Genomic DNA, 25,424 nt, shown 5'->3' on the forward strand with positions numbered 1-25,424 from the left:
CGACCCACGCACACCCGCCTGATCCGTCGGCGGTACCCGGTCCGCGGCGACCGGGTACCGCCGACGCGCGTTTTCAGGACGGCTGTACGTCGTCCGAAGGCTGCTCGGCAGCGGCACCCGGGGTCGCTTCGCGTGCCGCGTAGAGGATGTCGCGGGCCTGCTCCGCGGCGCGGGTGATGCTCTCGTTGACGAAGTCGAGGAAGCGGGCGATGTTCTCGAGGCGGACGCCTGCCGGGGTGTCGTGGCCGAGGACGCCCACACCCTCCCGTGCGGTCTCGACGAGCTGTGCGGTGGACCGGGCGCTGGCCATCATCGACTGGTACCAGACGTCGTCGTCGACGATGTAGCGCTCGCGGCGGCGTTCGTCGCGTTCCCGGCGGACGAGGCCCTGGCCCTCGAGGAACGCGATCGACTTGGAGATCGACGCCGGGCTGACCTGGAGGCGCTCCACGAGCTCGGACGCGGTGAGGCTGCCCGCGTCGGTGGTGTAGAGACAGCCCAGCACCCGGGCCATCATCTTGTTGGACAGGCCCGTCTGCATGAGGACGTCGGTGAACGTCTCCTCGTACGCGCGCACGGCTTCGGCGTCGCGTCCGTAGGGCTGCGGAGATGCCTTCGGGTCCCGGGGCGCGGCCTGCCTGCGCTGGTGGGTGCGGCGTTCGGTGGCGCGGTGGGCCAGGTCGGCGCGGTAGGCGGCGGGACCGCCGTTGCGCATCACCTCACGCGTGATCGTCGAGGTCGGACGGTCGAGCCCTCTGGCGATCTCCGCGTAGGCGAGTCCGTCGGCCAGCCCCAGCGCGATCTGCTGGCGTTCCTGCTGAGTGAGCCTGCCTCCCGGCATCGCGATCTCCTTCGTTCTTCCTTGATGCCGCCAGCATAGCGTTCACACTCATTCCATTGCAACGCAACGAGTGTCAGCCGTTGCATTAGAGGACAAGCCGTTGCAACGATTTCTCGACTCTGACCAGTACTGATGGCGATTTTGCGCAACGGGTACGTTGCCAGAACTTCGAACGCAACGTAGCGTTTCACTCATCAGAAACACAAAGTCGAAGGAGAGAACAATGCAGAAGTTCGACACCCCCAACCAGGTCTCGACCGTCCTCGACATCCCCGCAGGGCGCATCCGGTTCATCGCCGCCGACCGGGCCGACACCACGGTCGAGGTCCTGCCCGCCGACGCCTCGAACAGCCGCGACATCAAGGCGGCGGAGCACATCACCGTCGAATACGCCGACGGCGTCCTGCGGATCGCGGCCGCCCCGGCGAAGAACCGGATCCTCGGCAGCTCCGGATCCGTCGAGGTCACCGTCCAGCTGCCCGCCGGCTCCGACGTCGAGGCGAAGGCCGCCGACTCCGAGCTCCGGGGCGTCGGACGGCTCGGCAACGTCGTCTTCGAGGGCGCGCAGAGCTCGGTCAAGCTCGACGAGACGGCGAGTGCCCGCCTCGCCCTCCTGGCCGGCGACATCGAGGTCGGCCGACTGGGCGGACCCGCGGAGATCAGCACCCAGAAGGGCGACCTCCGCATCACCGAGGCCATGGGCGGCACGGTCACCCTGCGCACCGAGTCCGGCGAGATCTCGGTCGGCGCCGCCCGCGGCGTCTCCGCATCCCTGGACGCCGGTACCGCCTACGGCCGGATCAACAACGCGCTCAAGAACACCGACGGCACCGCCGGTCTGAACATCCACGCAACCACTTCCTACGGCGACATCACCGCCCGCAGCCTCTGAGGAGCACGCATCATGACCAACCTGGCCATCGCGGCGAACGGGCTGCGCAAGTCCTACGGCGACAAGCTCGTACTCGACGGCGTCGACCTGACCGTCCCCGAAGGAACGGTCTTCGCCCTGCTCGGCCCGAACGGCGCCGGCAAGACCACCGCCGTCAAGATCCTCTCCACCCTCATCACCCCCGACCCCGCCTCCGGCGAGATCCGCGTCGGCGGCCACGACCTCGCGGCCGACCCGCAGGCGGTACGTGCCGCGATCGGTGTCACCGGTCAGTTCTCCGCCGTGGACGGGCTGATCACCGGCGAGGAGAACATGCTCCTCATGGCGGACCTGCACCACCTGTCCAGGCAGGAGGGACGCCGGGTCGCCGCCGAGCTCCTGGAGCGCTTCGACCTCGTCGAGGCCGCCAAGAAGCCCGCGTCCACCTACTCCGGCGGCATGAAGCGCCGCCTCGACATCGCGATGACCCTGGTCGGCAACCCGCGGATCATCTTCCTCGACGAACCGACCACCGGCCTCGACCCCCGCTCCCGCCACAACATGTGGAAGATCATCCGCGAACTCGTCACGGGCGGCGTCACCGTCTTCCTCACCACCCAGTACCTGGAGGAGGCCGACGAACTCGCCGACCGCATCGCGGTCCTGAACGACGGCAGGATCGCCGCCGAAGGAAGTGCCGACGAGCTCAAGCGGCTCATCCCCGGCGGGCACGTCCGGCTCCGCTTCACCGACCCGGCGGCCTACCGGGCCGCCACCTCCGCCCTGACCGACATCACCCGCGACGACGAGGCACTGTCCCTGCAGATCCCCAGCGACGGCAGCCAGCGCGAACTGCGCACCATCCTCGACCGGCTGGACTCGGCCGGCATCGAGGCCGACGAACTGACCGTGCACACCCCCGACCTCGACGACGTCTTCTTCGCCCTCACCGGCGCCAGCGTGCCCACCCAGCCCAGCCAGCCCAAGGAGGCTGTCCGATGAGCTCCTTCTCCCTTGCCGTCCGCGACTCGTCCACGATGCTCCGCCGCAACCTCCTGCACGCGCGCCGCTATCCGTCCCTCACCCTGAACCTGCTGCTCACCCCGATCATGCTGCTGCTGCTCTTCGTCTACATCTTCGGCGACACCATGAGCGCCGGCATCGGCGGCGGGGACCGCTCCGCCTACATCGCGTACATCGTCCCCGGCATCCTGCTGATGACGATCGGCTCGACCGTGGTCGGCACCGCGGTGTCCGTCTCGGGCGACATGACCGAGGGCATCATCGCCCGCTTCCGCACCATGGCCATCCACCGCGGGTCCGTGCTCTTCGGACACGTCGCCGGGAGTGTGCTGCAGGCGATCATCAGCGTGGTCCTCGTCGGCGCCGTCGGCGTGGCCATGGGCTTCCGCTCCACGGATGCCACTTTCCTGGAGTGGCTGGCGGCCTTCGGGCTGCTGGCGCTGGTCTCCCTGGCGTTCACCTGGATCGCGGTCGGGATGGGCATGGGCAGCCCCAACGCGGAGGCGGCCAGTAACAACGCCATGCCGCTGATCCTCCTGCCGCTCATCTCCAGCGCCTTCACCCCGGTCGACTCCATGCCCGGCTGGTTCCAGCCGATCGCGGAGTACCAGCCCTTCACCCCCGCCATCGAAACCCTGCGCGGACTCCTCCTCGGCACCGAGATCGGCAACAACTGGTGGATCACCATCGCCTGGTGCCTGGGCCTCACCGTCCTCGGCTACCGCTGGTCGAAGGCGCAGTTCGACCGCGACCCCAAGTAGTCGACATGCCGAACGGGCCGCACCCCGCCCACCCCGACAAGGCCCGTGGCCGCCGTCTCCCGATGGCGGCCACGGGCCTTTCGCCCGCACCACCGCCGGCCGTCCCGTGGCGGTCCCGAGAAGAATCCATGGATGATCCGGGTGTAAGTAATTACTTCAAGGGCACCAGAAGCCTTGGAGGTTGATAACAATGGTTCCCCTTATCCTCGTTCTTCTGCTCGCTCTCATTCTCTTCGGTGCCGGATTCGCACTCAAGGCGCTGTGGTGGATTGCAATTATCGTCCTGGTCGTGTGGCTGATCGGCTTCGTCGTCCGCCCGACGGCGAGCGGTGGCCGACGCGGCCGGTGGTACCGCTGGTAGAACGCCTCCACCAGCACCTGACGATGCGGGTCGGCCCGGACTCCGATTCCGGGCCCACCCGCATTCTTCATTTCCCGTGGAGCGGCATGCGTGCCTTCCCTGAATGAGGGCACACGAGTCAGCGAACACGAAAAGACCGTCGCGAAAGGAGCCAATGATGAACAGCCATCTGTGGGGTTACCAGCCGACAAGTGGTCACACCTCCGGCGCCGACCTGACCGGTTACTCGGTCGAGGCGACGGACGGAAGCGTAGGAAAGGTCGACAAGCATTCCGACGAGGCGGGCTCGGCCTACCTCGTCGTCGACACCGGCGTCTGGATCTTCGGCAAGGACGTCCTGCTGCCCGCCGGCACGGTCAAGGGCATCGACACCGAACACCGCACGATCTTCGTCGACCTGACCAAGGACCAGATCAAGGACTCCCCGGAGTTCAACCGGCACAGTCACACGACCGACCCGGGCTACCACGCCCAGCTCGACAGCTATTACATGAGCTACCGCCTCATGTGAGGCCACGCGCCACCGCTGGGAGAGGCGGGGGTCCGGCCCGGACACACGGGCGGACCCCCGCCGTTCAGCTGTGGCCGGGACGGCTCCGCAGAGCGGCGTCGCACCCGGGCGCCCGCACCGCCACCCCTCCCCGTCACGGCAACCGGCCCTCCCGGTTGATCTCCGTCACCCGGGCCCGCAGCACCAGCCCCGGCGGGGCCGGCCGGACGGCTTCGGGCGGGCAGTCCCACTCCGCACCGCCGCCCGGCGGACGCAGCTGTACGTACGGTCCGACGCGCCCCATCACCCGGCCCACCCGCCCGTCGCGGCCGTCCACCGCGAATGATCCGGGCTCCGGCAGGCACGGTTCCAGTCCTTCAACTGTCATGAGCCGCCGCCGCTTCCCGCTTCTTCTCTTCCAGCTCGGCACTCAGCCGCAGGGCCGTGTCGATCGTGCAGCGACCGAGGTCGACCAGCGGCACCGGCCCGCTGCCCGCACACGACACCAGGTCGATCCGCAGCGACGGCAGCTTCACGCCGACCCCCGCCAGCCCGGCCCGCAGGCGCGCCACCGCGTCCTCAGCCGCCCGTACTCTGCCTGCCGCCTCTTTGCGCCGTTCTGTAGCCGTCATCATGATCTTCCCCATTTCCACGCTGAGTAGTTGCCATGCCTACTCAGCGTGTCCAATTCCTCGCTACCGTGGAAGAGGTGCAGTTCCAACACCCGTACGTGTGTCACAGGGAGTCGCCTTGCCCGGACCGAAGAAGCTCGATCCCTCGTCCTCGCCCCGCGCCCTCCTCGGCGCCGAGCTCCGCCACAGACGAGAGACGGCGGGCCTCTCCCAGGACGAGCTGGGCATACCCCTGTTCGTCAGCGGCTCCTTCATCGGCCAGTTGGAGGCCGGAACGCGACGGATGCAGACGGACCAGGCCCAGAAGCTGGACGAGGTGCTGAGCGCGGGCGGATTCTTCGCACGGAACTGCGTCGCGCTGAAGCAGTCGAAGTACCCGGACCACTTCGCGGAGGCGGCGGAGGCGGAGGCGGTCGCCGGGACGATCCGGGAGTACGCGCCCCAGCTGATCCCAGGGCTCATGCAGACGGAGGCCTACGCGCGAGCCGTGTTCAGAGGAGGGCTTCCGACACATCCAGAAGAAGCAATCGACGAACTGGTGGCAACGAGGTTGGAGCGTGCCAGGTTGCTCAGCGATCCAACAACACCCATGTTGTGGGCGGTTCTGGACGAGGCCGTATTACGCAGGAAGTCGGGCGGGGCAGCCGTGATGGCGGGCGCACTGCAGCACGTGGCGACGCTGGCCCACCGGCGTCGGGTGATTGTCCAGGTGCTGCCCTTCTCGGCAGGGGCGCATATGGCCCTCGAAGGCCAGCTCAAACTGATGTCGTTCCCCGACGCCCCTCCGCTCGCCTACCTCCAGGGCCTGGGCACAGGCCACTTGCAGGACGATCCAGCAACCGTCAGGCACTACGAACTGACCTACGATCTCGTTGCGGCCAGCGCATTGTCACCGGAAGCGTCCCTGGCCCTGATCGAGTCGGTGGCGGAGGATTACGCCCATGAAGATCAGCAGCTCTGACTACGACCTGTCCACGGCGACCTGGCACAAGTCCACGTACAGCGGAGCCAGCGGCGGTGACTGCCTGGAGGTCGCGACAAGCCACCCCGGCATCGTTCCCGTCCGGGACTCCAAGGTGGCCGACGGCCCGGCGCTCGTGTTCCGGACCGCCGCGTGGGCGGCCTTCGTCACCGACCTCAAGCACACGTAGGCGGGTCGGGTGAGCCTCGGTCAGCGGACGACGTCGAAGACGTTCTTCTGCAGACCGTTGGGGTACGCCTCGTGCTCGACGAGCCGCAGCTTCTGGGTGTCCTTGTCCGTGTCGCTGAACAGGCGCTTGCCCGCACCGAGCAGGAGCGGGAAGACGAGCAGGTGGTAACGGTCGATCAGACCGGCGTCCGAGAGGCTCCGGTTGAGGGCTGCGCTGCCGTGGACGATGATCGGGCCGCCGTCCGTCTCCTTCAGCGCGGCGACCTCGTCGAGCGAGCGCAGGATCGTGGTCGTGCCCCAGTCCGAGACGAGTGCGTCCTCGGTGAGCGTGGTGGAGACGACGTACTTCGGCATGACCTTGTAGTCGGCGAAGTCCTCCATGCCCGGCCAGACCGGGCTGAACGCCTCGTAGCTGGCCCGGCCCAACAGCATCGCGGCGGCTTCCTTCTGCTCCCGGCCCTTGATTTCGAACGCTTCGGGAAGGAACTCCATGTCCTTGAAGGTCCAGCCCGAGTTCCGGTAGCCGGGCTCGCCGCCCGGGGCCTCCACGACGCCGTCGAGTGAGATGAAGGCGGTGGTGATCAGGGTGCGCATCGAAGGTCTCCAGAAGTGTCGGTGTCTCTTGTGTCGATTCTCAACGGGGTTGACTGCGGATCGTGGAGAAACTCATCGACGATCACCCGCCCGCTTCTCGGCGCACCCCCTTTTGGCGCCGGCCGGCCGGAGCTCAAGCGGCGAGTCCCGAGCGCTCTTTCAGCGGAATGGGTGGAGGGATTGTTTCCCACCCGCCCTCCCTGCCTGGCGGGTTGACTTTTCGTGACCGACTTGCGACGGAGGGTTGCGACGCTCTAGCGTTCCGAATAACGAGCGACCCCCGCCCGGTGCTGGAACACCTGACAGGGGTCTGACCACCTCGATCGAAAGCGCGATCCGATGGCTGCGAGCCAGTTTAGTGTTGCCCCCTCCACCCCGTACGAGCCCCCGCACCCGATGGCCGGCCCCGGCTACGGCAAGCGCTCGGCTCCGGGCCAACGACCCCGCAGTGAGCGCGATTTCGCGCGGCTTCCGCCTCGTGAGGCGGCCGTCGCCGCGTACATCGACCGGCTGCCCGACGGCGCCGACATCTCCGTGAAGACGCTGGCCAAGTGGCTCCCGTACGGGCAGTGCGCCCTGCGTACCGCCCTCAACCGGATCCAGGCGGCCGGGTACCTGCGCCGGGGCAGTGAGTGCGTCGCGACGGACGAGGTACTGCTCTGGGTCACCCGGACGTTCTTCTCCCGGACCGCGCGCGACGACGACTGGTGGGCGGCCTTCACCCGGGGCGACGTACCGCAGGAGACTCAGCGCCCCACCCGCTCACGGGCCTTCGTCCTGCTGGCCGCCCTGGGCCGTACCGCACCCTCGCTGAGCCTGTCGGCGGCGGACTGCGTGAGCCTGGAACCACAGGTCGGCGAGTGGTTCGAGCGGGGCGCGACCGAGGCGGAAACGCTGCGCGCCCTGACCGAGGGGCTCCCCGCCGTCGTCCACCACCCCGCGTCCCTCGTCCGGCGCCGCCTCATCGACAAGCTGCCGCCCGAGCGGACCCACCCGGCCGCCCGGACCGTCCTGCGCACCCTGGAGTGCAGCGTGTGCCGTGCGCCCGGCAGCCCCGAGGCGCTGCGCGGCGGCCGGTGCGGTCCGTGCCGCGACGAACCGGTGGAGGGCCCCTCAGGTCCCCCCGGAGCGGTGCCCACCACCGGGGTGCGCGAGCGGATGACGGCGGTCCGGGCAGGCCTCGTCCCCCGCCAGGACCGGACCGTCAGGGCCAGGGAGTCCATGGCGCGCACCCGGCACTGATCGTGCCCGGGCGCGGCCCGCCTTCCGGCGGACACCGCACCCGGGCACGATCGCGGGCGGGAGATCAGCCCGAGGTGCAGGAACGGCCGTTCAACTTGAACGCGCTGGGGGCGGCCGCCGCGCCGGAAGCCCTGGTGTTGAACCCGAAGTCGACCGTGGCACCCGGCGCGATCACCCGGTTCCAGGACAGCGGCCGGGCGCTGAGCGTCCTGCCGTGCTGGTCGAACTCGGCGCTCCAGGTGTGGCTGACCGCCTGCTCGCCGGGCAGCAGCCAGGTCAGCTGCCACGGCGAAACGGGCTCCGGGCCGGTGTTCTTGAGCTTCACCGTGACGGTCGAGCCGCTGTTCCAGGGGTGCGAGGTGTAGGAGACCGCGCACGTGCGCGACGTGGTCCCCCGTCCGTCGCCCGCGTCGTCCAAGTACGAGGCGATGAAGGCGAGCGGCGCGTTCCAGTTGATGGTCACCTCGTTGGTGGCCCAGGAGCCGATGTCGTCGAGGTAGCACATCGCGGGTGCGCAGCCGCCCAGCTTCTCCGCGGCGACCGGGTCACCGGCGGCGACGGCCGTGAGGTTCGGTCCGCCCGCGATCGAGCCGGCCGGGGGGTGGGGAAGGTCCGGGTCGTTCTGGTGCGCCCAGAAGCGGTGGTGTTGATTGTCGGAGTCCCGCTCGCCGTAGCCGGTGACGTACGACTGGTTGAGGGGATTGCGGCCGAGGAGGTAGTCCGCACCGCTCAGCACCGCGTCCTGGTACGCGGCTTCGCCGGTCAGGTCATGGGCCGTGGCCAGCACGACCATGTTGTTCAGGACCTGGCTGTTCGAACCCCAGACGTAGTCCTCGTCCTTCGGGGCGTACGGGAGCCCGTACACCTGCGCACGGGACTGCGCGGCGTAGCGGTCGGCGGCCGTGGTGACGACGGAGCGGACCTCACCGAGCTGTGCCGTGGTCAGGCCGTTCGGCACGGTGGCCAGCGTGAGTACGCCCAGTCCGCCGGTGGAGGCCCACGAGATTCCGCCGCCTGCCGGGAAGACCGCGTCGGTGTCGCCGTGCAGGGCGGAGGAGAGCACGGCCTGACGGAACGCGTCCTCTCCCGTCGTGGTGAACAGCTCAGCGGCGGCCCAGTAGAACTCGTCCGAGACATCGCCGTCGCTGTAGGTGCCGCCGCCCGTGCCGTCGTTCGGGTCGGCGAGGACCTCCGGGTGCGCCTCGGCCGCGGCCCAGGCGGTCCGGGCGGCCTTCAGGCAGCGGCCGGCGAAGGCCGCGTCGAACGGGGCGTAGAGCCGGGCGCACTGGGCGGCCGCGGCGGCCAGGTTGAGCGTGGCGGCCGTCGAGGGCGGGTGGAGCTCACGCTGCTGGGGGTCGAGGTGCGGGGCCAGCGGCAGCCCGGTCCACTCGGCGTCGTGCATCTTGTGGTGGGCCATGCCGGCCAGCGGCTCACCGGCCGGGACCTGCATCCGCATCAGGAACTCCAGCTCCCAGCGCGCCTCGTCGAGGATGTCCGGTACGGCGTTCCCCCGCTCCGGCACCCGCAGCGCGCCGTCCCCGAGCTCCGCGGATTCGGCATCGGCGGCGGTCAGGGTGCGCTCGTACGTGGCCATGAGCTGGGCCACCGAGATCCCGCCGTTGACCACGTACTTCCCGTGGTCGCCGGCGTCGTACCAGCCACCCGAGGCGTCCAGCCGGTAGTCGCAGACTCCGGGCTGGCACGGGACGTCCGTGTCCCCCTTGTTGGGCGCCACGCCGATGTGTCCGGCGGGCCGCGCGTAGGCGTCGCCGACGAGGTCCGCGTCGATGGGGATGCCGCTGCGGTTGTGGTAGAAGTACGCCAGCGCGTCGGAGCGCAGGCTGTCGTACAGGTCGGCGCGCAGCGAGAACGGCTCACTGACCTGGCCGTCGACCTCGACGGTGTATCCGTCGCCCGCGGTGGTCAGGCTGCTGAAGTCGAAGGTGTGGACCCTCTGGCGGGAGCTCGGGTCCTCTCCCTGCGGAACGGTCGTACCGGTGGCGGCCGTCGAACCGTCGGCGGCCTTCACGGACCAGGGAAGCGGTGCGTCGGCGTCGGTGACCACCGTGCCCTTCTTGGGGCCGTGGGGCAGATATCCGACCTGGTTGACGCGGACCGGCGACCCGGTGTCCGGCTCGTACACGGGCGGCTCGGCTCCGCCGCGCAGCGACACGTCGTCGAGGCAGAAGGTGGTGGCGCTGTCACCGCCCCCGATCTGCAGGGCGACCTGGGCGCCCGCACGGTCGGCCGAGGCGGTGAAGACGTGGGTGACCGTCACGGCGTCCGGTCCGACGGGGTCGGCGGTGGCGAGCTCCGTGGCGTACGGAGCGGTGGCCTCCTGGACGCGCGTCTGGACGGTGAGGGGTTCGGTCGAGGAGGCCGTGTAGCTGAGCGCGTAGCTCTCGCCCGCCACGATCGGGATGTCGTTCTGGCCGATGATGACGTCCCACGGATTGACCGTGCCGGCCGGGACCGCGGCGCAGAGCCGGCCCTCGGTCACGGCGCCGGACGTGTTGGCCGTCCACCACCAGGGAGCGGTGCCGGCGGCGAAGTCGCCGTTGGCTATCTGTTCGGGGCCGGGGTCGGCCTCCTGGGCACCGGCCGTACCGGGCACCGCCAGTGCCGCTGCGAACAGTAAGGCGGCGGCTGACATTCCGAACCCGCGCCGTCCGTGCCGGGGGCGGGCGGGCGCGGGCCGCGCGGAGAGTGGTGAGGCATTCACCGGGAGGACCTTTCGTCGGCTGGGTGGGGCCGGGAACAGAGAAATGGGAGCGCTCCCACAGCATTGTGGGGGCGGATCGCCAATTCCGCCAGGGTCATGACAGAGAATGCCGCGAGGGTCCGGGCAGGCCTTGCCCCGCGGCGGGAATTCACCGCTTCGATACACATACAGAGCCTTCGTGGCCATTGGGTGCTTATATCGCTCAGGGAGCGGTCGCCGTGCCCACGTCGACAGGTCAGCGAGGTATCCAGGTGCAATCCGCCGATCGCGGAGGGGAAGCCGGGCAAGCCACGGAGGAGCCCGATCTGGACCAGCTGATGCTCTGGACCGCCGAAGGGGACCGGGACGCCTTCACCGGCGTCTACGACAGGGCCGCCGGGCCGGTGATGGGCCTGGTTCACCGGGTGCTGCGGGATCCGGCGCAGTCGGAGGAGGTGGTCCAGGACGTGCTGCTCGAAGTGTGGCGTACGTCCGGCCGGTTCAAGCCCGACCGCGGCAGTGCGATGACCTGGATCATGACCCTGGCGCACCGCAGGGCGGTGGACCGCGTACGGGCGGCCCAGGCCGGCGCGGACCGTGAGCGCAGGGCCGCGCTGCTGAACTCCGGGACGCCCTTCGACGAGGTGACCGAGCGGGTGGAGACCCGTCTGGAGTGGCAGCAGGTGCGCCGCTGCGTCCGCGCCCTCACCGACATCCAGCGCGAGTCCGTGACCCTCGCCTACTACGGAGGGCTCACCTGCAAGGAAGTGGCGCAGTCTCTGTCCGTACCGCTGGGGACGGTCAAGACCCGCCTGCGGGACGGGCTGATCCGGCTGCGCGACTGCCTGGGGGCGAAGCCGTGAGCCCCGTGGACCCGCACGAGTCGTCCGGCGCCTACGCCCTGCACGCGCTCACCGAGGACGAGCGCCTGGACTTCGAGCGGCATCTGGAGGAGTGCGAGTCCTGCCGCCGGGAGGTGGCCGAACTGCAGGCCACGGCCGCGCTGCTGGGCCGGGCCACGGCGGTGACGCCGCCTGCCGCCCTGCGGGAGGAGGTCCTCCGCAAGGTGGCCGACACACCGCAGGAGGCGCGGGAGACACCCGGACCGCACGAGGTGCCCGGGCCGCACGAGGCGCCCCGACCCCACGAGGCACCCGGGCCGCAGGAGGTGCCCGGGCCGCAGGAGGTACCCCTGCCGCAGGCCGACGGTACGGCCCGCAGCCAGGCGCGGCAGCTGCCGCGCCTGGCGCTCGCGGCCTCCGTGGCTGCCGTCCTGGCAGCCGTCGGCGTCGCCACGTGGCAGCACCGGGAAGCGGAGGACGCCAGAGCGGCGACCCAGCGGGCGCAGGAGCGGCAGGACAACGTGGCGCGGGTGCTCACGGCCCCCGACGTCCGGGTCGAGACGCAGGAGCTGCGCGGCGGCGGCACAGCCACGGTCGCCGTGTCACGCAGCGAGGACGCGGCCACGCTCGCCGTGTCCGGCCTGCCGCAACTTCCTGCGGACAAGGTCTACGAGGCCTGGTTCATCGAGGACGGAGCACCCGTGCCTGCCGGGCTGCTCAGCCGGAATCCGGGGCGTCAACTGTCCCTGCTGGAAGGACCGGTGGACGATGCCACAGCGGTGGCCCTGTCCGTCGAACCGGCCGGAGGGTCCCCGCGGCCCACCACCGTTCCGTTCGGCTCGGTCGACCTCCCTGCCTGAGACGGACGCCTGAATATTTTTCGCGATTCACCCCAAACCTTCTCCCCGGTGCCTCCGAATCCCTTGTGTAGAGCCACTCACGGCCTCGGTGCCGTATCCGGCAAGGACGGGACCCGAGTTCCCGGACTGAATACGGGAGTACGCCGCTGACGCGGGTGGCCGACCAGTGAGAGGAAGGTGAGTCCGATGACTGTTTCCGTCCGAGTCCGCCGCCTGGTGGCCGGAGCCGCGACAGCCGGCCTGCTGGCCGGTGGTGCCGCCCTGGGCGCCGCCGGGACAGCGACCGCTGCCCCCGCCCCCACGGCCGCGACCTCGTCCGTCACCGGCGACCACGACCACAACGACCGCTGCACCTGGAAGAAGGGGCACTGGGAGAAGAAGTGGGTCAAGGGCCACTGGGAGAAGAAGTGGCACAAGGAGTACCGCTCGGACCACAAGAGCTGGCACCCCGCCTACAAGGACCACCACGGCAAGTCCCACGCGGGCTACTGGCAGCACGACGGCAAGCTGCACAAGGGCCACTGGAAGAACGTCTACGTCCCCGGCCACTGGGACACGCACTGGGTCAAGGGCCACTGGAACTGCCACCACAGGTGAGCGTTCCGTATCCCCTCCGCTCAGAACGGGGTTCCCGGGCCGAGGCCCGGGAACCCCCTCGCTTACTCCGGCACCACTCCGTCCGGCGTCCCGCAAGGACGCCGCGTCCTCATCGGGACACCGTCATGACCACAACGACCGCACCCCCACCCGTCACGCCCGGCCGACTGGGCACGCAGACCATCCCCCTGCCGACCGGCCCGGAAGCCCCCTCGCACGCACGCCGGGCAGCCGTCGCCTTCCTCCACCGGATCTGGCCCTCGCTCGACCCGGGCCGCCGTGACGACGTCCTGCTGATCGTGTCCGAGCTGGTCACCAACGCGGTCCGGTACGCCCCCGGGCCCAGCACCCTGACCCTGACCACCGCCGCAGGCACCCTGGACATCGCGGTGACCGACTGCTCCTGCGCCCCACCGGCCCCCCGTGCCCCGGATCTGACCGACGGCACCGGCGGCATGGGCCTGCACATCGCGGAGGACCTGGGAGCCCGGGTGTTCACCGAGCCGCTCGCGGACGGCAAGTGCGTGCACGCGGCCTTCGACGACGCCTGAAGCGGACCGGGGACACCGGCGCCCGGGACCACCGATTGGAAGCGCTCTCAGTCTGCTGACCGGGCCCGGCGTTAGGCTGTAGGCGATCCGGCGGTGCCACGTCTGCCCGTGCCGCCGCCCAGCAACGAGGAGCGCCCGCCTTGGACGAGCAGCATCCCGGGTCCCGGCCCACCCTGGAAGCCGTCGCGGCGCTCGCGGGTGTCTCCCGGGCCACCGCGTCCCGGGTCGTCAACGGGGGCGAGGGCGTCCGCAAACCGCTGGTCGACAAGGTGCTCCGGGCCGTCGAGGAGCTCGGGTACATCCCCAACCACGCCGCCCGGACACTCGTCACCCGGCGGACCGGGGCGGTGGCCGTGGTCATCGCGGAGCCGGAGATCCGGATCTTCTCGGACCCGTTCTTCTCCCAGCAGCTCCGCGGCATCAGCAAGGAACTGGCCGCCCACGACACCCAGCTGGTGCTGCTGATCGTGGAAGGGCCCGCGGACTTCGAACGGATCGCGCGCTATCTGTCCGGCGGCCATGTCGACGGGGCCCTCGCGTTCTCGTTGCACACCGACGACCCGCTGCCCGCGATCACCCGGCGGGCCGGGATTCCGACGGTGTACGGCGGCCGGCCGAGCTGGACCGCGGCCCCGGGCGATCAGGCCGTCCCGTACGTGGACGCCGACAACCGGGGCGGGGCGCGGGTGGCCGTGCAGTACCTGCGGGACCTGGGGCGGGAGCGGATCGCGTACATCGGGGGGCCGCCCGACCAGACCTCGTCGATGGACCGCCTCGACGGCTACCGGGACATCCTGCTGGAGATGGACCCGACGCTCGTCGCCGAGGGGGCGTTCACCGTGGAGAGCGGGGCGCGGGCGATGGCGGAACTGCTGGAGCGGCGGCCCGATCTGGACGCGGTGTTCGCGGCCAACGACCTGATGGCCACGGGTGCGCTGCGGGTGCTGCGCGAACACGGGATCGCGGTGCCCGGGCAGGTGGCACTCGTCGGATTCGACGACATGGACTCGGTGGCCGAGGTCTGCGACCCTCCGCTGACCACCGTCCGCCAGGACATCGAGGGCCAGGGCCGGCTGATGGCCCGGCTGCTGCTGCGCGGTCTGCACAAGGACCGTGCGGGGGCGGGCGCCCCCGACTCGGTGATCACACCGACCACACTCGTACGGCGGGCCTCGGCCTGAAAGGCCGGGACCCGCCGCACAGGGTCACGCTCAGACGTACGGGATCTTCACGACCGCCGCGTCCGTGCCGGTCTGCACCTGGGACGTGCCGTTGCCCAGCGCGTTCCAGATCTCCAGACGGACCGTTCCGGCCGTGAGGTTGCCCAGACTTCCGGTCACCGCCGCGGTGCCCACCGCCTGGGTGTACTCCTCCCACCCCGTGACCGGGTCGGTCGCGAAGTAGCGGAAGGTCTCGACCCGGTCGAACGTGCCGTCACCGGTGAGGTCGTAGCTGACCCTGACCTGCGGGGCGAGCCCGACCTTCGTACCCGCGTCGACCCGGAGGCGGAACGCGGTGGACGCACCCGCCGCGAGGGTCCCGTCGACCTTCTTGATCTCGTAGACCGTCGGCTTGTACGGCGTACCGTCCCGGTTGACGCCGTCCGCCGAGGCCAGCGTGTCGGCTCCCGCCGCGCCGTCCGTGGCGGTGGTGAGGGTGCCGCCGGACTTCAGCCGGAAGGTGTTGCCCGTGGACGGGCCCGGCTCCTCGGGATCCGGGTCGCCGCCGGCGCCCGTGCCGGTGGCCGTGGAGCGGGCCGGCACCGAGAGGGTCTTGCCGTCGGAGAAGGTGACGGTGCGGGCGGTGGAATCGTAGTTGTGAGCGGCGTAGGTACGGACGCCGTTCCTGGCGAAGACGGCGGACGTCGGGATGTTCCCGCTGACCGTCAGATCGGGTGCGCCCAGGGTGTCGAGCGTGGTGATCCAGTGGTACGTGTGCGCCTTGGACTCACCCTGCTCCGGGGTGTAGCCCGCGTTGCCCGCGTCCCACTTGGCCTTCGCCAGGGCCGGATCGGCCAGCGACTCGAACTGCCACAGCAGGTCGCGCCACTCGACGGCCGGTCCGCCGTTCTCGCGCTCCATCTCGGCGATGTTGCGCTTGATGGCGGCCTTCTCACGGGCCAGGTGCAGCGAACCGCCGGTGACGGGCAGGACGTTGATGCCGTGGATCTCCTCCGGGTTCGCGGTCCACCAGGTGGAGTACGCGCCGCCGCTGCCCCAGACCATGCCGACCGTGTCGTGGCCGAAGGAGCCGGGGAAGACCTGCTGGTCGGCATCGAACCAGTACTGCGTGATCGCTTCCGACTCGGTGGTCAGCAGGTAGCTGCCGAGGTCGCGCAGCCCGGTGTCACCCGTCGCCGCACCCCACAGGACGAGGCCCGCGCTGAGGTTGATGGACTCCGACGAGGACTCCTGGTTGTTGCCCGCGGCGAAGCCCTGGTGGCCGGAGGCCCAGCTGTGGCCCGCGTACACGTCGAAGCCGCGCAGGAACGGGTACGCGGTGTCGGTACGGCTGGGGTTGGCGGTGTCCCGCACCAGGGTCTTGACCATGGTGCCCCAGGCGGAGTCGGCGGCCCATGCCTGGTCGTACTGGGCGACGATCGCCGCCGCGTACACGTAGTAGCTGTAGTGGAAGTGGTGGTCGTTGAGCTCGGTGTCGCTGCCGTACGAGGCCGGGTAGCCGGTCAGCGTCTTCCAGTCCTTGTCGTAGCTGAACTCGCTGGCCCCGCCTGCCGTGAACCACTCCTGGAGGCGGCCCTTCATCAGGCCGAGGAGCTTGTCCCGGATGCCCGTCTGGCCGATCTGGTCGGCGACGGGCACCAGCTGGGCGAGGCGCCCGAGCGCCTTGCCCGTCCAGTACGTGTCACTGGCCCCGGAGAACGGGTCGGAGGCGTTCGCCACCTCGTTCAGGTATCCGGTCAGCCGGGCCTTGTCGACCCCGCTGGAGGCGGGCAGGGCGGGCAGCACGCCCTGGTTCTTCTGGCTGGTGGTGAAGGAGGCGGACTCCCGCACCTTCATGGTGCCGCGCGGGGAGACGTACGTGTACGGCGTGAGCGCGTCGGAGGTGTGCAGCCACTGGTGGCGGTACAGCGCCTGGAGCGTGCCGCGTTCGGTGCCCTCCTTGGCCTCCGTGGTCAGGCTGTAGGTGGCCTTGACCGTGCCGCCGGTGGACTCCCAGGCCACCTTGGATCCGGTGACGAAGCTGAAGGCGTACTTCCGGTAGGTCGCGAGTGCGTCCGTGGACGGCAGCACGGCGAGCGAGAAGTAGTCCTTGCCGCCGAGCCCGGCGGTGATCGCCGTGCCGGAGACGTTCCAGTCGCTGCCGGTCGGGGCGAACAGCGCGTAGTGGTGGCCGGCGACCGTGATGCCGAGGACGTTGCCGTTGTCCGCGAAGACGGTGGGGGTGCCGGCCGTGGTGATGCGGGCGTCGCCGCCGGAGCCCTTGGCGTACACGAAGGGCATGCCGTGCCCGATGGTCGTGCGCAGGGTGCGGGTGCCGTCCGACCAGTAGGGGGTGACGGTCCAGTCGGACCAGTCGTCGGCCTTGGTGTCCGGGGAGTTGAGGCCGTTGAGTCCGACGGTGAGGTCGGCCTTGTGGGCGTACTCGTACTGGCGGCCGTCGCCGACGACCGCGGGTGCGGTCGGGTAGCCGACCTCCAGGCCGCCCGAGGTGGCCTGGTAGGTGAGCGGGTGGCCGTACATCGGGGTGGAGTACGGGTTGTCGCCGTAGCGCTGGTAGGCGAGGGAGGACCACCAGTCGTTGGTGGGGACCGGCTTGTCCCTCGCCGCCGCGGTGAGCTTGGGCGTGACGGGGGCGCCGGTGTTGGTGGTGGGTCCGGAGGTACCGGCAGGGCGGCTGTCGGCGTAACTGCCGGAGCCGGCGGGGATGGTGGCGGCTGCCGCCGGGGAAGCGGCGGGACCCAGAGCCACGGCGGCCAGGGCGAGGGTCAGGACCGTCGCCGCAGCAGATCTGGAGAGGTTGGCTTGCATGGGCAGCACCTCGGAGTCATGGGGGGCGGGAGCGTTTTCGAGAGCGCTCTCAAGTGCCAAGGAACGTAAAACTTCTGAAACGTAAGTGTCAATAGAACTCACACAGGCGGTAGTTGGGCGTAACGCGTAGCCGTTATGCGTTCGAGTCTTGACGGCGGGAGAACCCTGAGAGACGCTCCAGACGCAGGTTTTGAGAGCGCTCTCAAGCGCTCGGTTCATCCCGAAGCCAAGGGAGGCTTCCCATGCCCATCGCCCGAGCCGCCAAGAGAGCCACCGTCCGCCTCGGCGCGGTCGTCCTCGCCGGAACGCTCCTCGCCGCCTGTGGATCCGGCACGTCGGACTCCTCCGACAGTGCGAACGGGAAGGTCACGCTGACCGTCGACCTCTTCGGATCGTTCGGCTACAAGGAGGCCGGGCTGTACGCGGAGTACGAGAAGCTCAACCCCGGCGTCACCATCAAGCAGAGCGACACCCAGGACGAGGCCGACTACTGGAAGTCGCTGCAGACCCGGCTGGCCGGCGGCGGCGGGCTCGCCGACGTGCAGGGCGTCGAGGTGGGCCGGATCGCGTCGATCACCCAGCAGCAGTCCGACAAGTTCGTGGACCTCAAGGAGTTCGGCGCCGACAAGCTCAAGGACCAGTTCGCCGACGCCAAGTGGTCGGCGGCGACCACCAAGGACGGCAAGATCCTCGGCCTCGGCACCGACGTCGGGCCGGAGGCGATGTGCTACCGCACCGACCTGTTCAAGCAGGCCGGGCTGCCCACCGACCGCGAGGAACTCGCCCAGAAGTGGTCCACCTGGGACGGCTACCTGGAGCTCGGCAAGCAGTACAAGAAGAAGGCCCCTGCCAAGAGCGCCTGGCTGGACAGCATCGGCAGCCTCTACGGAATCATGATCGGCCAGGAGAAGGAGCGGTACTACGACGCCTCCGGTGAGCTGATCTACGAGAAGAACCCGGCGGTCAAGCAGGCCTGGGACACCTCGGTCAAGGCCTCCGACGCCGGGCTGAGCGCCAAGCTCGACCAGTGGTCGCCGCAGTGGAACCAGGCGTTCGCCGCCGGATCCTTCGCCACCATCCCGTGCCCCGCCTGGATGCTCGGCTACATCAAGGGCCAGGCCGGTGACGCGGGCAAGGGCAAGTGGGACATCGCCAAGCTGCCCGGCGGCGCGGGCAACTGGGGCGGCTCCTACCTCTCGGTCCCGCGTGCGGCCGAGCACAAGAAGGAGGCGTACGAGCTGATCAAGTGGCTCACCGCCCCCGAGCAGCAGGCCAAGCTCTTCCAGAAGCAGGGCAACTTCCCGTCCTCGACGGGCGCGATCGAGAAGGTCGCCGCCGCCAAGGACCCGTACTTCACCGACGCGCCGATCGGCCAGATCTTCGGTGACGCGGCGAAGGCGTCCCCGGTCCAGGTGCTGGGTGTGCACGACCAGAACGTGGCCCAGCAGCTGACCAACGCGCTGAGCGAGGTGGAGCGCAAGGGCACCTCGTCGGCCAAGGCGTGGGAGACGGCGAAGAAGGGCGTGGCGAACGTGATCGGCTGACGTCCCGTCACCGCGTCACGAGGGCTGCGACCCCCGTAACCGCCCCGCCGGGGCCGGTCCGCCTCCGCACCACGGCGGGCCGGCCCCCGCCCCCGTACCGCCCCGGCTTCCGATTCCTCGGCGCCCCCGACTCCCCGTCCGCATCTCCCCGAAGGGCCGCACCGTGACCCTCACCGCCACCGCGAAGGCCGCGCCCCGGGCGCCCGGACCCGGATCCGGCGACGGCCGGACCGCCTCCCTCCGGCGCACCTGGCGCACGCTCTCGCCGTACGCCTTCATCGCCCCCTTCCTCACCCTGTTCGCCGCCTTCGGTCTCTTCCCGCTGCTCTACACGGCGTTCGTCTCGCTCTACCGCGTCGAACTCCAGACGAGCGGCGACATGGAGTGGCGCGGCATCGCCAACTACACGGCGCTGTTCACCGACGAGTACTTCTGGATCTCACTGCGCAACACGTTCACCATCGGCGTGCTGTCCACCGTCCCTCAGCTCGCGATGGCCCTGGGGCTCGCGCACCTGCTCAACTACAAACTCCGCGGGCGCACCTTCATCCGGACGGCGATCCTGCTCCCGTACGCCACCTCGGTGGCCGCCGCGACGCTGGTGTTCGCCCAGCTCTTCGGCCGCGACTTCGGGCTGATCAACTACGCGCTGGGGCTGGTGGGCCTCAGCCCCGTGGACTGGCAGACCGGCACGGTCGCCTCGCAGATCGCCGTCTCCACCATCGTCGTCTGGCGCTGGACCGGATACAACGCGCTGATCTACCTGGCGGGCATGCAGTCCATCCCGGGCGAGCTGTACGAGGCCGCGGAGATGGACGGGGCGTCGCGCTGGCGGCAGTTCATCCATGTCACGCTGCCCGGTCTGCGGCCCACGATCGTCTTCACGGTGATCGTGTCGACGATCGGCGCGACCCAGCTGTTCGGGGAGCCGCTGCTCTTCGAGGGGTCCATCTCCGGCGGCATCGCGCACCAGTACCAGACCCTCGGCCTGTACATGTACGAGCAGGGCTGGGGCTTCTTCCACCTGGGCCGGGCCGCCGCCATCGCCTGGGTGATGTTCGTCCTGATCGTGGTGCTCGTCGGGGCCAACGCCCTCGTCGTGCGCCGCCGTGCCCGTAAGGAGGCCGGCCGATGACCACGCTCTCCGCACAGCCGACCGCGCCCGAGACCGTACCGACCACGACTCCGCCCGGCCGGCGCAGGAGGCCGCGGGGGCCGCGGGGCATGCAGGGCGGTTGGCTCTCCTACTTGATCCTCGGCTTCGCGCTCCTGATCTCGGCGTTCCCGTTCTACTGGACGATCGTCGCGGCCAGCCGGTCCAACGCGGACCTCGCGAAGGTCCCGCCCAGCCTGCTGCCCGGCCCGAACCTCATCAAGAACTTCGATGCGGTGCTGGAGGAGGCCGCGATCGGCAAGGCGCTGCTGAACTCGTTCATCGTGTCCGGCTCCATCACCGTCGGCACCGTGCTGTGCTGCACCCTGGCCGGATTCGCCTTCGCCAAGCTGCGCTTCAAGGGCCGCGGAGCCCTGCTCACCCTCACCATCGGCACGATGATGATCCCGCCGCAGCTCGGCGTCATCCCGCTGTTCATGCTGATCGCCGAACTCCAGTGGGTGAACCAGCTCCAGGCCGTGATCCTGCCCGGACTGGTGTCGGCCTTCGGCGTGTTCTTCATGCGCCAGTACCTGGTGCAGTCACTGCCCGACGAACTGATCGAGGCGGCCCGTGTCGACGGCGCGTCGACCGCGCGCATCTTCTGGTCGATCGTCATCCCGATCGCCCGTCCCGGCATGGCGGTGCTCGGCATGCTCACCTTCATGACCGCGTGGAACGACTTCTTCTGGCCGATCATCGCGCTGTCCTCGCAGGAGCCGACCGTGCAGGTCGCCCTGCGGCAGCTCGGCGGCGGCTACGTCCACGACCAGTCGGTGATCATGGCCGGCACCCTGCTCGGCACCCTCCCCGTGCTTCTCGTCTTCGGCCTGCTCGGCCGGCAGATCGTCGGCGGGATCATGCAGGGAGCCGTCAAGGGCTGAGCCCTCCCCCCACCACCCCACCTCACCTCCTGGAGTGCCTGTCTCATGACCGCTGTCGATGCCCGCCCCAACACCGCGGCGGGGCTGCGGTTCCCCACCGGATTCCGCTGGGGGACGGCCACCGCCGCCTATCAGATCGAGGGAGCGGCCACCGAGGACGGCCGCACCCAGTCCATCTGGGACACCTTCAGCAGAACCCCCGGCAAGGTTCGCAACGGCGACACCGGTGACATCGCCGCCGACCACCTCCACCGGATGCCGGACGACGTGGCGCTGATGAAGGAACTCGGCGTCACCGACTACCGCTTCTCGGTGTCCTGGCCCCGGGTCCAGCCGACCGGCCGCGGCCCCGCCGTCGAGCGCGGACTCGACTTCTACCGACGGCTCGTCGACGAACTGCTGGGCGCCGGCATCCGGCCCGTCGCGACGCTCTACCACTGGGACCTGCCGCAGGAGCTGGAGGACGCGGGCGGCTGGCCGGAGCGCGACACGGCGCACCGGTTCACCGAGTACACCGAGCTCCTGGCGCGGGCGCTCGGCGACCGGGTGGCCACCTGGACGACGCTCAACGAGCCCTGGTGCGCGGCCTTCCTCGGGTACGGGAACGGGGTCCACGCCCCCGGCCGCACGAGCGACCTCGCAGCCCTGCGCGCGGCCCACCACCTCAACCTGGCCCACGGCAGCGCGACCGGCGTCCTGCGGAACCTGCTGCCGTCCTCCGCCGAGGTGTCGCTGACCCTGAACCTGCACGCCCTGCGTCCGCTGACGGACACCCCGGCGGACCACGAGGCCGTGCGCCGGATCGACGCCGTCGCCAACCGGATCTTCCTGGACCCGGTCTTCCACGGGCGCCTGCCGCAGGACCTGGTGCAGGACACGGCGTCGGTCACCGACTGGTCCTTCGTCCGCGCCGGGGACCTGGAGGTCATCTCCGCGCCCCTGGACTCCCTCGGCATCAACTACTACTCCCCCAGCGTCGTCTCCGCCGGTACGTCGGAGTCCCCGTCCCCGTGGGCGGGCGCCGAGAACCATGTGGCGTTCACGCCCGCGGACGGGCCGCGCACCGCGATGGACTGGCCGGTGGACGCGAACGGGCTGCACGAACTCCTCACCCGGCTCGGCGGGGAACTGCCCGGCCTGCCGCTGATGGTCACCGAGAACGGGGCCGCGTACGACGACTACGCCGATCCCTCGGGCCAGGTCCACGACCCGGAGCGGGTGGCGTACCTGGACGCGCATCTGTCGGCCGTGCACCGGGCGATCGAGGACGGCATCGACGTGCGCGGGTACTTCCTGTGGTCGCTCCTGGACAACTTCGAGTGGGCGTACGGCTACAGCAAGCGGTTCGGCATCGTCCACGTCGACTTCGCGAGCCAGCGCCGCACCGTGAAGGACAGCGCCCGCTGGTACGCGGGCGTCATCGCACGCGGAGGTCTCGACCGCCCCTGACCACCGGCCCCACGCCTTGCGCCGCCGTCGGATCCGACGGCGGCGCGAGGCGGTGGTCCGCAGCGGTCACCAGGCTCCCGGCGCGGGCGGTGCCACGACCGGCGGGCGGTCGTCGCAGGTGATCGTGTTCGGCAGGAGCCACGGCGCGAGCCAGTCGCCCGTGGTGCCGCCGCCGTCGTTGCCGCCGAGGTCGGTCAGGGTGAACTCGGAGCCGGCCGGGGTGAAGTTGAAGGACCCGCAGTTGTTGACGCCGACCGCGCCCACGTTGCGCGCGTCCACGTTCTCGAAGGTCGCCGAGCCCGCCGCGCGGGCGCTGACCACCGACGTACCCGTGCCGTCGACCTTGATGTCCTTGAAGTGGACGCCCCGGATCCCGTACGTGTCCTTCACCGGCCAGTCCGTGACCAGCATGATCGCGTTGTAGGTGCTGTCGAGGAAGCTGTTCCCCGTGACCCGGATGTCGGCGTCGATGTCCCGGTCCAGGGCGTAGAACCAGATGGCCCCGAGCCCGATGTTCCAGTTCAGTTCGTACGTACCGGAGCGGACCGTCGTGTTGTCGGTGAGGTCCAGCCGCCCTCTGAACGCCTCAGCTCCGAAGCGGGCGCCGACGTGCAGGGCGCTGCCCTCGCGTACGGGGTCGGCGACGAGGTTGCCGGACACCGTGTTGTCCGTACCGCCGTAGATCGCGATGCCGTTGGCGAGGACCGGGCTCTGGACGGTGTTGCGGGTGAAGGTGTTGCCGGTGTCGGCGTTCTTCTCCGACCACATCGCGAGGCCGTCGTCGCCGGAGTTGCGCACGAAGGTGTGGGCGACCGTCGAGCCCGTCACCCCGCCGTGGAAGTTGATGGCGTCCGCGATCTGGTCGACGATGACGTTGTTCGTGATCCTCAGGTTCGACATCGGGCCGTCGAACCACATGCCGACCTTGGTGTGGCGGATGTGCAGCCCGTCGATGGTGGAGTCGCTCATCGCACCGCCGATGCCGTTCACCTGGTCGGTGTCGATGCGCTCGCGCACGTCGCCCTCGATGGCGAAGCCCGACAGATGGACGTTGCGGCTGCCGCCCGCGGCCGCGTCCTTGCCGTAGAAGCCGACGCCCGTGTGGACGGAGCCGTCGGCGGCCGGGGTGTCGAGGGCGATCTCGCGGCCCTTGATCTTCGTGTACCAGCTGCCGGCGCCCTTGATCGTGACGTCGTCGACGATGATGTGGCGGTTGACCTGGTACGTGCCCGGCGGGATGTACACCGGGAGGTTCTTTCGCTTGGCGTGGGCGATGGCCCGGTCGATGGCACCCGCGGAGTCCCGCCGCCCGAACGGGTCGGCCCCGAAGGCCAGCACGTTCGCGGCCCGGAGCTCGATGTGCGGGAGGCCCACGAGTTCGGAGTCGAGTACGTCGATGACGGTCCAGGCGGCCCGGCTGCCGGCCGGGACCGTGAGCCGGACGGTGTCGCCCGCGCGGTACTTCCTGCCCAGCAGCAGGCGCTGCTCGTCGTAGAAGTGGTTCGGGCGGAACGGCTTGGTGATCGTCGGGGCGGGCGTCGTCCCGCTGGGGACACAGGCGCATTCGGTGATCCACCAGTCCGGATGGAGCAGCCCGGCATCGGGGTCGTTGGTGAACGGGTACTGGTTGTAGAGCCAGGCGTACTGCGAGGTCAGCGTCATCGTGGAGCGCTTCTTGCCGTTCACGGCGACATCGAGCGGTGCGGTGATGCCGCCCCCGCCCGGCGCGTCCGGAATGCTGTAGCGCAGGGTGATCGCGTCGGCGGCGCCCGGCAGCGTGAACTCGACGTGCTCGCCCGGGACCAGCATGACCGCCTTACGGCCGGAGGCCTCGGCGGGCAGCGTGTACACGGTGCGGTCGGGTCCGATGACCGTGCCGTCCGTGGCGGCGTTCTCCGCCTCCTGCTCGGCGAAGGGGACCGCGGCACCGCGGCCGGCGACCAGCGCCGGATCGAGGGCGGCACGCGTCACCTTGGGCGCGGGGGCCCGTTCTCCCTCCGCACCCATGGCCGCGGGGGCGCCGCTCAGGGCGCCCAGTCCGACAACGGCGGCGGTCAACGCGGCGACCGTGATGTTCCGTGACATCGCATGCCCGTTTCTCTCGGAAGGTGGGGCGACAGTAGGGCGCGCCACAGCACCACCACAAGAGTTCTGCCAGAACCTTTCTGACTGATGATGAATACATGCAGAGTCACGTCATGTTTTTGCGTTCACTGTTTGTGCGCAGAGCAGCCGGTCCGGAGCTCGGGCCCCCACGACGGAGCTCGGGCCCACCACGACGGAGCTCAGGCCCCCACGGTGCCGTCGACGCCCTCGCGCAGGAAGTCGGCGTGCCCGTTGTGGCGGCCGTACTCCAGGAGCACGTGCACCATCACCATCCGCAGCGACACCTCCTTCTCCCAGCGCGGCTGGAGGCCCAGCACGTCCAGGGACCCGGCCGCCCGCTCGATACGGCGCGAGTTCTCCACCTCGGCCTCCCAGGCTCCGAACGCCTCCTTCCTGGTCGAGGCGCTCGCGTCGTACGCCGCCTGGAAGTCGATCCGGTCGGACCAGACCATCGGCGCCTCGTTGTCCTCGAACACCCGGCGGAACCAGGCCCGTTCCACCTCGGCCATGTGCCGCACCAGTCCGAGCAGCGACAGGGTGGACGGGGGCATCGACTGCTGCCGCAGCTCCTCGTCGTCCAGCCCCTCGCACTTCATGGCCAGGGTGGCCCGGTGGTAGTCGAGAAAGGCGCGCAGGGTCTCGCGCTCGTCGCCGGAACTCGGCGGTCCGGTCCGGGAGTCGGTGGTCATCCGTATGCGCTCCTCGTGGACGGTTGCAGGGGCCATCAGTATCCGGTACCGGCGTGGCGGCACAACGACGCCGGCCCCCGGGAGGAATCCCGGG

At 70.0% G+C, this 25,424-nt stretch carries 25 protein-coding genes; 17 read left to right on the forward strand and 8 right to left on the reverse strand.

Annotated features, from left to right (window positions below; translation table 11 throughout):
* Positions 1-73 precede the first annotated feature (73 nt).
* Complete coding sequence (locus ACFQ6X_RS12110; protein ID WP_383179822.1) at positions 74-841, reverse strand: helix-turn-helix domain-containing protein; 768 nt, start codon at positions 839-841, stop codon at positions 74-76.
* A 223-nt stretch (positions 842-1,064) separates the two neighbouring features.
* Here ACFQ6X_RS12110 and ACFQ6X_RS12115 point away from each other — a divergent pair, with 223 nt between their 5' ends.
* The 5 genes from ACFQ6X_RS12115 to ACFQ6X_RS12135 all read left to right on the forward strand — a co-directional run bounded on the left by ACFQ6X_RS12115 (position 1,065) and on the right by ACFQ6X_RS12135 (position 4,368).
* A complete protein-coding gene (locus ACFQ6X_RS12115) occupies positions 1,065-1,733 on the forward strand; it encodes a DUF4097 family beta strand repeat-containing protein (protein ID WP_383179823.1) in 669 nt (222 codons plus the stop codon).
* A 12-nt stretch (positions 1,734-1,745) separates the two neighbouring features.
* Entirely contained in the window at positions 1,746-2,714 is a 969-nt protein-coding gene (locus ACFQ6X_RS12120) for an ATP-binding cassette domain-containing protein (RefSeq protein WP_383179825.1), read from the forward strand.
* Positions 2,711-3,496, forward strand: a complete 786-nt coding sequence (locus ACFQ6X_RS12125) for an ABC transporter permease (protein WP_383179827.1) — start codon at positions 2,711-2,713, stop codon at positions 3,494-3,496. The genes ACFQ6X_RS12120 and ACFQ6X_RS12125 overlap by 4 nt, the downstream gene beginning before the upstream one ends.
* A gap of 190 nt (positions 3,497-3,686) precedes the next feature.
* Positions 3,687-3,857: a hydrophobic protein gene (locus ACFQ6X_RS12130; RefSeq protein ID WP_351174534.1), complete on the forward strand. Its 171-nt coding sequence runs from the start codon at positions 3,687-3,689 to the stop codon at positions 3,855-3,857.
* A gap of 157 nt (positions 3,858-4,014) precedes the next feature.
* Positions 4,015-4,368, forward strand: coding sequence for a PRC-barrel domain-containing protein (locus tag ACFQ6X_RS12135; protein ID WP_383179830.1), 354 nt, complete (start codon positions 4,015-4,017; stop codon positions 4,366-4,368).
* A gap of 133 nt (positions 4,369-4,501) precedes the next feature.
* On the opposite strand, the gene ACFQ6X_RS12140 is transcribed toward ACFQ6X_RS12135, so the two are convergent.
* Both ACFQ6X_RS12140 and ACFQ6X_RS12145 read right to left on the reverse strand, forming a co-directional pair.
* Complete coding sequence (locus ACFQ6X_RS12140; RefSeq protein WP_351174530.1) at positions 4,502-4,735, reverse strand: hypothetical protein; 234 nt, start codon at positions 4,733-4,735, stop codon at positions 4,502-4,504.
* A complete protein-coding gene (locus tag ACFQ6X_RS12145; RefSeq protein WP_383179834.1) occupies positions 4,725-4,994 on the reverse strand; it encodes a hypothetical protein in 270 nt (89 codons plus the stop codon). The genes ACFQ6X_RS12140 and ACFQ6X_RS12145 overlap by 11 nt, the downstream gene beginning before the upstream one ends.
* Positions 4,995-5,097: 103 nt before the next feature.
* Here ACFQ6X_RS12145 and ACFQ6X_RS12150 point away from each other — a divergent pair, with 103 nt between their 5' ends.
* Together ACFQ6X_RS12150 and ACFQ6X_RS12155 are read left to right on the forward strand one after the other, a co-directional pair.
* On the forward strand, positions 5,098-5,940 hold the full coding sequence (locus ACFQ6X_RS12150) for a helix-turn-helix domain-containing protein (protein WP_383179837.1): 843 nt from the start codon (positions 5,098-5,100) through the stop codon (positions 5,938-5,940).
* Entirely contained in the window at positions 5,921-6,130 is a 210-nt protein-coding gene (locus ACFQ6X_RS12155; protein ID WP_383179840.1) for a DUF397 domain-containing protein, read from the forward strand. Before ACFQ6X_RS12150 ends, ACFQ6X_RS12155 begins: the two co-directional genes overlap by 20 nt.
* A 20-nt stretch (positions 6,131-6,150) precedes the next feature.
* On the opposite strand, the gene ACFQ6X_RS12160 is transcribed toward ACFQ6X_RS12155, so the two are convergent.
* Positions 6,151-6,723: a dihydrofolate reductase family protein gene (locus tag ACFQ6X_RS12160; protein ID WP_383179843.1), complete on the reverse strand. Its 573-nt coding sequence runs from the start codon at positions 6,721-6,723 to the stop codon at positions 6,151-6,153.
* A gap of 339 nt (positions 6,724-7,062) precedes the next feature.
* On the opposite strand from ACFQ6X_RS12160, the gene ACFQ6X_RS12165 reads away from it, so the two are divergent.
* A complete protein-coding gene (locus ACFQ6X_RS12165; protein ID WP_383179846.1) occupies positions 7,063-7,965 on the forward strand; it encodes a hypothetical protein in 903 nt (300 codons plus the stop codon).
* A 64-nt stretch (positions 7,966-8,029) separates the two neighbouring features.
* Here ACFQ6X_RS12165 and ACFQ6X_RS12170 read toward each other — a convergent pair whose 3' ends face one another.
* The gene (locus tag ACFQ6X_RS12170) at positions 8,030-10,618 is read right to left on the reverse strand and encodes a glycoside hydrolase family 9 protein (RefSeq protein WP_383179849.1); all 2,589 of its coding nucleotides are present in this window, start codon (positions 10,616-10,618) and stop codon (positions 8,030-8,032) included.
* Between the two features lie 320 nt (positions 10,619-10,938).
* On the opposite strand from ACFQ6X_RS12170, the gene ACFQ6X_RS12175 reads away from it, so the two are divergent.
* The 5 genes from ACFQ6X_RS12175 to ACFQ6X_RS12195 all read left to right on the forward strand — a co-directional run bounded on the left by ACFQ6X_RS12175 (position 10,939) and on the right by ACFQ6X_RS12195 (position 14,697).
* Positions 10,939-11,529, forward strand: a complete 591-nt coding sequence (locus ACFQ6X_RS12175) for a sigma-70 family RNA polymerase sigma factor (protein WP_383179852.1) — start codon at positions 10,939-10,941, stop codon at positions 11,527-11,529.
* Entirely contained in the window at positions 11,526-12,368 is an 843-nt protein-coding gene (locus ACFQ6X_RS12180) for an anti-sigma factor domain-containing protein (protein ID WP_383179855.1), read from the forward strand. Before ACFQ6X_RS12175 ends, ACFQ6X_RS12180 begins: the two co-directional genes overlap by 4 nt.
* Positions 12,369-12,554: 186 nt before the next feature.
* Positions 12,555-12,965 carry a hypothetical protein gene (locus ACFQ6X_RS12185; RefSeq protein WP_383179858.1) on the forward strand — a complete coding sequence of 137 codons (411 nt, stop codon included), beginning with the start codon at positions 12,555-12,557 and terminating at the stop codon, positions 12,963-12,965.
* Between the two features lie 125 nt (positions 12,966-13,090).
* Positions 13,091-13,516: an ATP-binding protein gene (locus ACFQ6X_RS12190; protein WP_383179861.1), complete on the forward strand. Its 426-nt coding sequence runs from the start codon at positions 13,091-13,093 to the stop codon at positions 13,514-13,516.
* A gap of 140 nt (positions 13,517-13,656) precedes the next feature.
* Positions 13,657-14,697, forward strand: a complete 1,041-nt coding sequence (locus ACFQ6X_RS12195) for a LacI family DNA-binding transcriptional regulator (RefSeq protein WP_383179864.1) — start codon at positions 13,657-13,659, stop codon at positions 14,695-14,697.
* 30 nt (positions 14,698-14,727) lie between these two features.
* Here the strand turns inward: ACFQ6X_RS12195 and ACFQ6X_RS12200 are convergent, their stop codons facing one another.
* Entirely contained in the window at positions 14,728-17,505 is a 2,778-nt protein-coding gene (locus tag ACFQ6X_RS12200; protein ID WP_383179867.1) for a glycosyl hydrolase, read from the reverse strand.
* Positions 17,506-17,747: 242 nt separating this feature from the next.
* Between ACFQ6X_RS12200 and ACFQ6X_RS12205 the strand changes: the two genes are divergently transcribed.
* The 4 genes from ACFQ6X_RS12205 to ACFQ6X_RS12220 all read left to right on the forward strand — a co-directional run bounded on the left by ACFQ6X_RS12205 (position 17,748) and on the right by ACFQ6X_RS12220 (position 22,535).
* A complete protein-coding gene (locus tag ACFQ6X_RS12205; RefSeq protein ID WP_383179870.1) occupies positions 17,748-19,049 on the forward strand; it encodes an ABC transporter substrate-binding protein in 1,302 nt (433 codons plus the stop codon).
* A gap of 163 nt (positions 19,050-19,212) precedes the next feature.
* Complete coding sequence (locus ACFQ6X_RS12210; protein WP_383179873.1) at positions 19,213-20,184, forward strand: carbohydrate ABC transporter permease; 972 nt, start codon at positions 19,213-19,215, stop codon at positions 20,182-20,184.
* On the forward strand, positions 20,181-21,086 hold the full coding sequence (locus ACFQ6X_RS12215; protein WP_383179876.1) for a carbohydrate ABC transporter permease: 906 nt from the start codon (positions 20,181-20,183) through the stop codon (positions 21,084-21,086). Before ACFQ6X_RS12210 ends, ACFQ6X_RS12215 begins: the two co-directional genes overlap by 4 nt.
* 45 nt (positions 21,087-21,131) lie before the next feature.
* A complete protein-coding gene (locus ACFQ6X_RS12220) occupies positions 21,132-22,535 on the forward strand; it encodes a GH1 family beta-glucosidase (protein WP_383179879.1) in 1,404 nt (467 codons plus the stop codon).
* A 66-nt stretch (positions 22,536-22,601) separates the two neighbouring features.
* Here the strand turns inward: ACFQ6X_RS12220 and ACFQ6X_RS12225 are convergent, their stop codons facing one another.
* Together ACFQ6X_RS12225 and ACFQ6X_RS12230 are read right to left on the reverse strand one after the other, a co-directional pair.
* Positions 22,602-24,620, reverse strand: a complete 2,019-nt coding sequence (locus tag ACFQ6X_RS12225) for a glycosyl hydrolase family 28-related protein (protein WP_383179882.1) — start codon at positions 24,618-24,620, stop codon at positions 22,602-22,604.
* A 200-nt stretch (positions 24,621-24,820) separates the two neighbouring features.
* Entirely contained in the window at positions 24,821-25,330 is a 510-nt protein-coding gene (locus ACFQ6X_RS12230) for a DinB family protein (protein ID WP_383179905.1), read from the reverse strand.
* Positions 25,331-25,424 lie beyond the last annotated feature (94 nt).

It is taken from the genome of Streptomyces sp. NPDC056452 (assembly GCF_042796085.1).
In the GTDB taxonomy this organism is placed as follows: Bacteria; Actinomycetota; Actinomycetes; order Streptomycetales; family Streptomycetaceae; genus Streptomyces.

Bases quoted from the DNA above. Each gene is read 5' to 3' on its own strand.
- ACFQ6X_RS12230 (WP_383179905.1), bottom strand. From the start codon at position 25,330: ATGACCACCGACTCCCGGACCGGACCGCCGAGTTCCGGCGACGAGCGC.
- ACFQ6X_RS12155 (WP_383179840.1), top strand. From the start codon at position 5,921: ATGAAGATCAGCAGCTCTGACTACGACCTGTCCACGGCGACCTGGCAC.
- ACFQ6X_RS12185 (WP_383179858.1), top strand. From the start codon at position 12,555: ATGACTGTTTCCGTCCGAGTCCGCCGCCTGGTGGCCGGAGCCGCGACA.
- ACFQ6X_RS12220 (WP_383179879.1), top strand. From the start codon at position 21,132: ATGACCGCTGTCGATGCCCGCCCCAACACCGCGGCGGGGCTGCGGTTC.
- ACFQ6X_RS12110 (WP_383179822.1), bottom strand. From the start codon at position 841: ATGCCGGGAGGCAGGCTCACTCAGCAGGAACGCCAGCAGATCGCGCTG.
- ACFQ6X_RS12205 (WP_383179870.1), top strand. From the start codon at position 17,748: ATGCCCATCGCCCGAGCCGCCAAGAGAGCCACCGTCCGCCTCGGCGCG.
- ACFQ6X_RS12215 (WP_383179876.1), top strand. From the start codon at position 20,181: ATGACCACGCTCTCCGCACAGCCGACCGCGCCCGAGACCGTACCGACC.
- ACFQ6X_RS12120 (WP_383179825.1), top strand. From the start codon at position 1,746: ATGACCAACCTGGCCATCGCGGCGAACGGGCTGCGCAAGTCCTACGGC.
- ACFQ6X_RS12225 (WP_383179882.1), bottom strand. From the start codon at position 24,620: ATGTCACGGAACATCACGGTCGCCGCGTTGACCGCCGCCGTTGTCGGA.
- ACFQ6X_RS12190 (WP_383179861.1), top strand. From the start codon at position 13,091: ATGACCACAACGACCGCACCCCCACCCGTCACGCCCGGCCGACTGGGC.
- ACFQ6X_RS12145 (WP_383179834.1), bottom strand. From the start codon at position 4,994: ATGGGGAAGATCATGATGACGGCTACAGAACGGCGCAAAGAGGCGGCA.
- ACFQ6X_RS12200 (WP_383179867.1), bottom strand. From the start codon at position 17,505: ATGCAAGCCAACCTCTCCAGATCTGCTGCGGCGACGGTCCTGACCCTC.
- ACFQ6X_RS12170 (WP_383179849.1), bottom strand. From the start codon at position 10,618: ATGTCAGCCGCCGCCTTACTGTTCGCAGCGGCACTGGCGGTGCCCGGT.
- ACFQ6X_RS12130 (WP_351174534.1), top strand. From the start codon at position 3,687: ATGGTTCCCCTTATCCTCGTTCTTCTGCTCGCTCTCATTCTCTTCGGT.
- ACFQ6X_RS12160 (WP_383179843.1), bottom strand. From the start codon at position 6,723: ATGCGCACCCTGATCACCACCGCCTTCATCTCACTCGACGGCGTCGTG.
- ACFQ6X_RS12135 (WP_383179830.1), top strand. From the start codon at position 4,015: ATGAACAGCCATCTGTGGGGTTACCAGCCGACAAGTGGTCACACCTCC.
- ACFQ6X_RS12115 (WP_383179823.1), top strand. From the start codon at position 1,065: ATGCAGAAGTTCGACACCCCCAACCAGGTCTCGACCGTCCTCGACATC.
- ACFQ6X_RS12125 (WP_383179827.1), top strand. From the start codon at position 2,711: ATGAGCTCCTTCTCCCTTGCCGTCCGCGACTCGTCCACGATGCTCCGC.
- ACFQ6X_RS12140 (WP_351174530.1), bottom strand. From the start codon at position 4,735: ATGACAGTTGAAGGACTGGAACCGTGCCTGCCGGAGCCCGGATCATTC.
- ACFQ6X_RS12165 (WP_383179846.1), top strand. From the start codon at position 7,063: ATGGCTGCGAGCCAGTTTAGTGTTGCCCCCTCCACCCCGTACGAGCCC.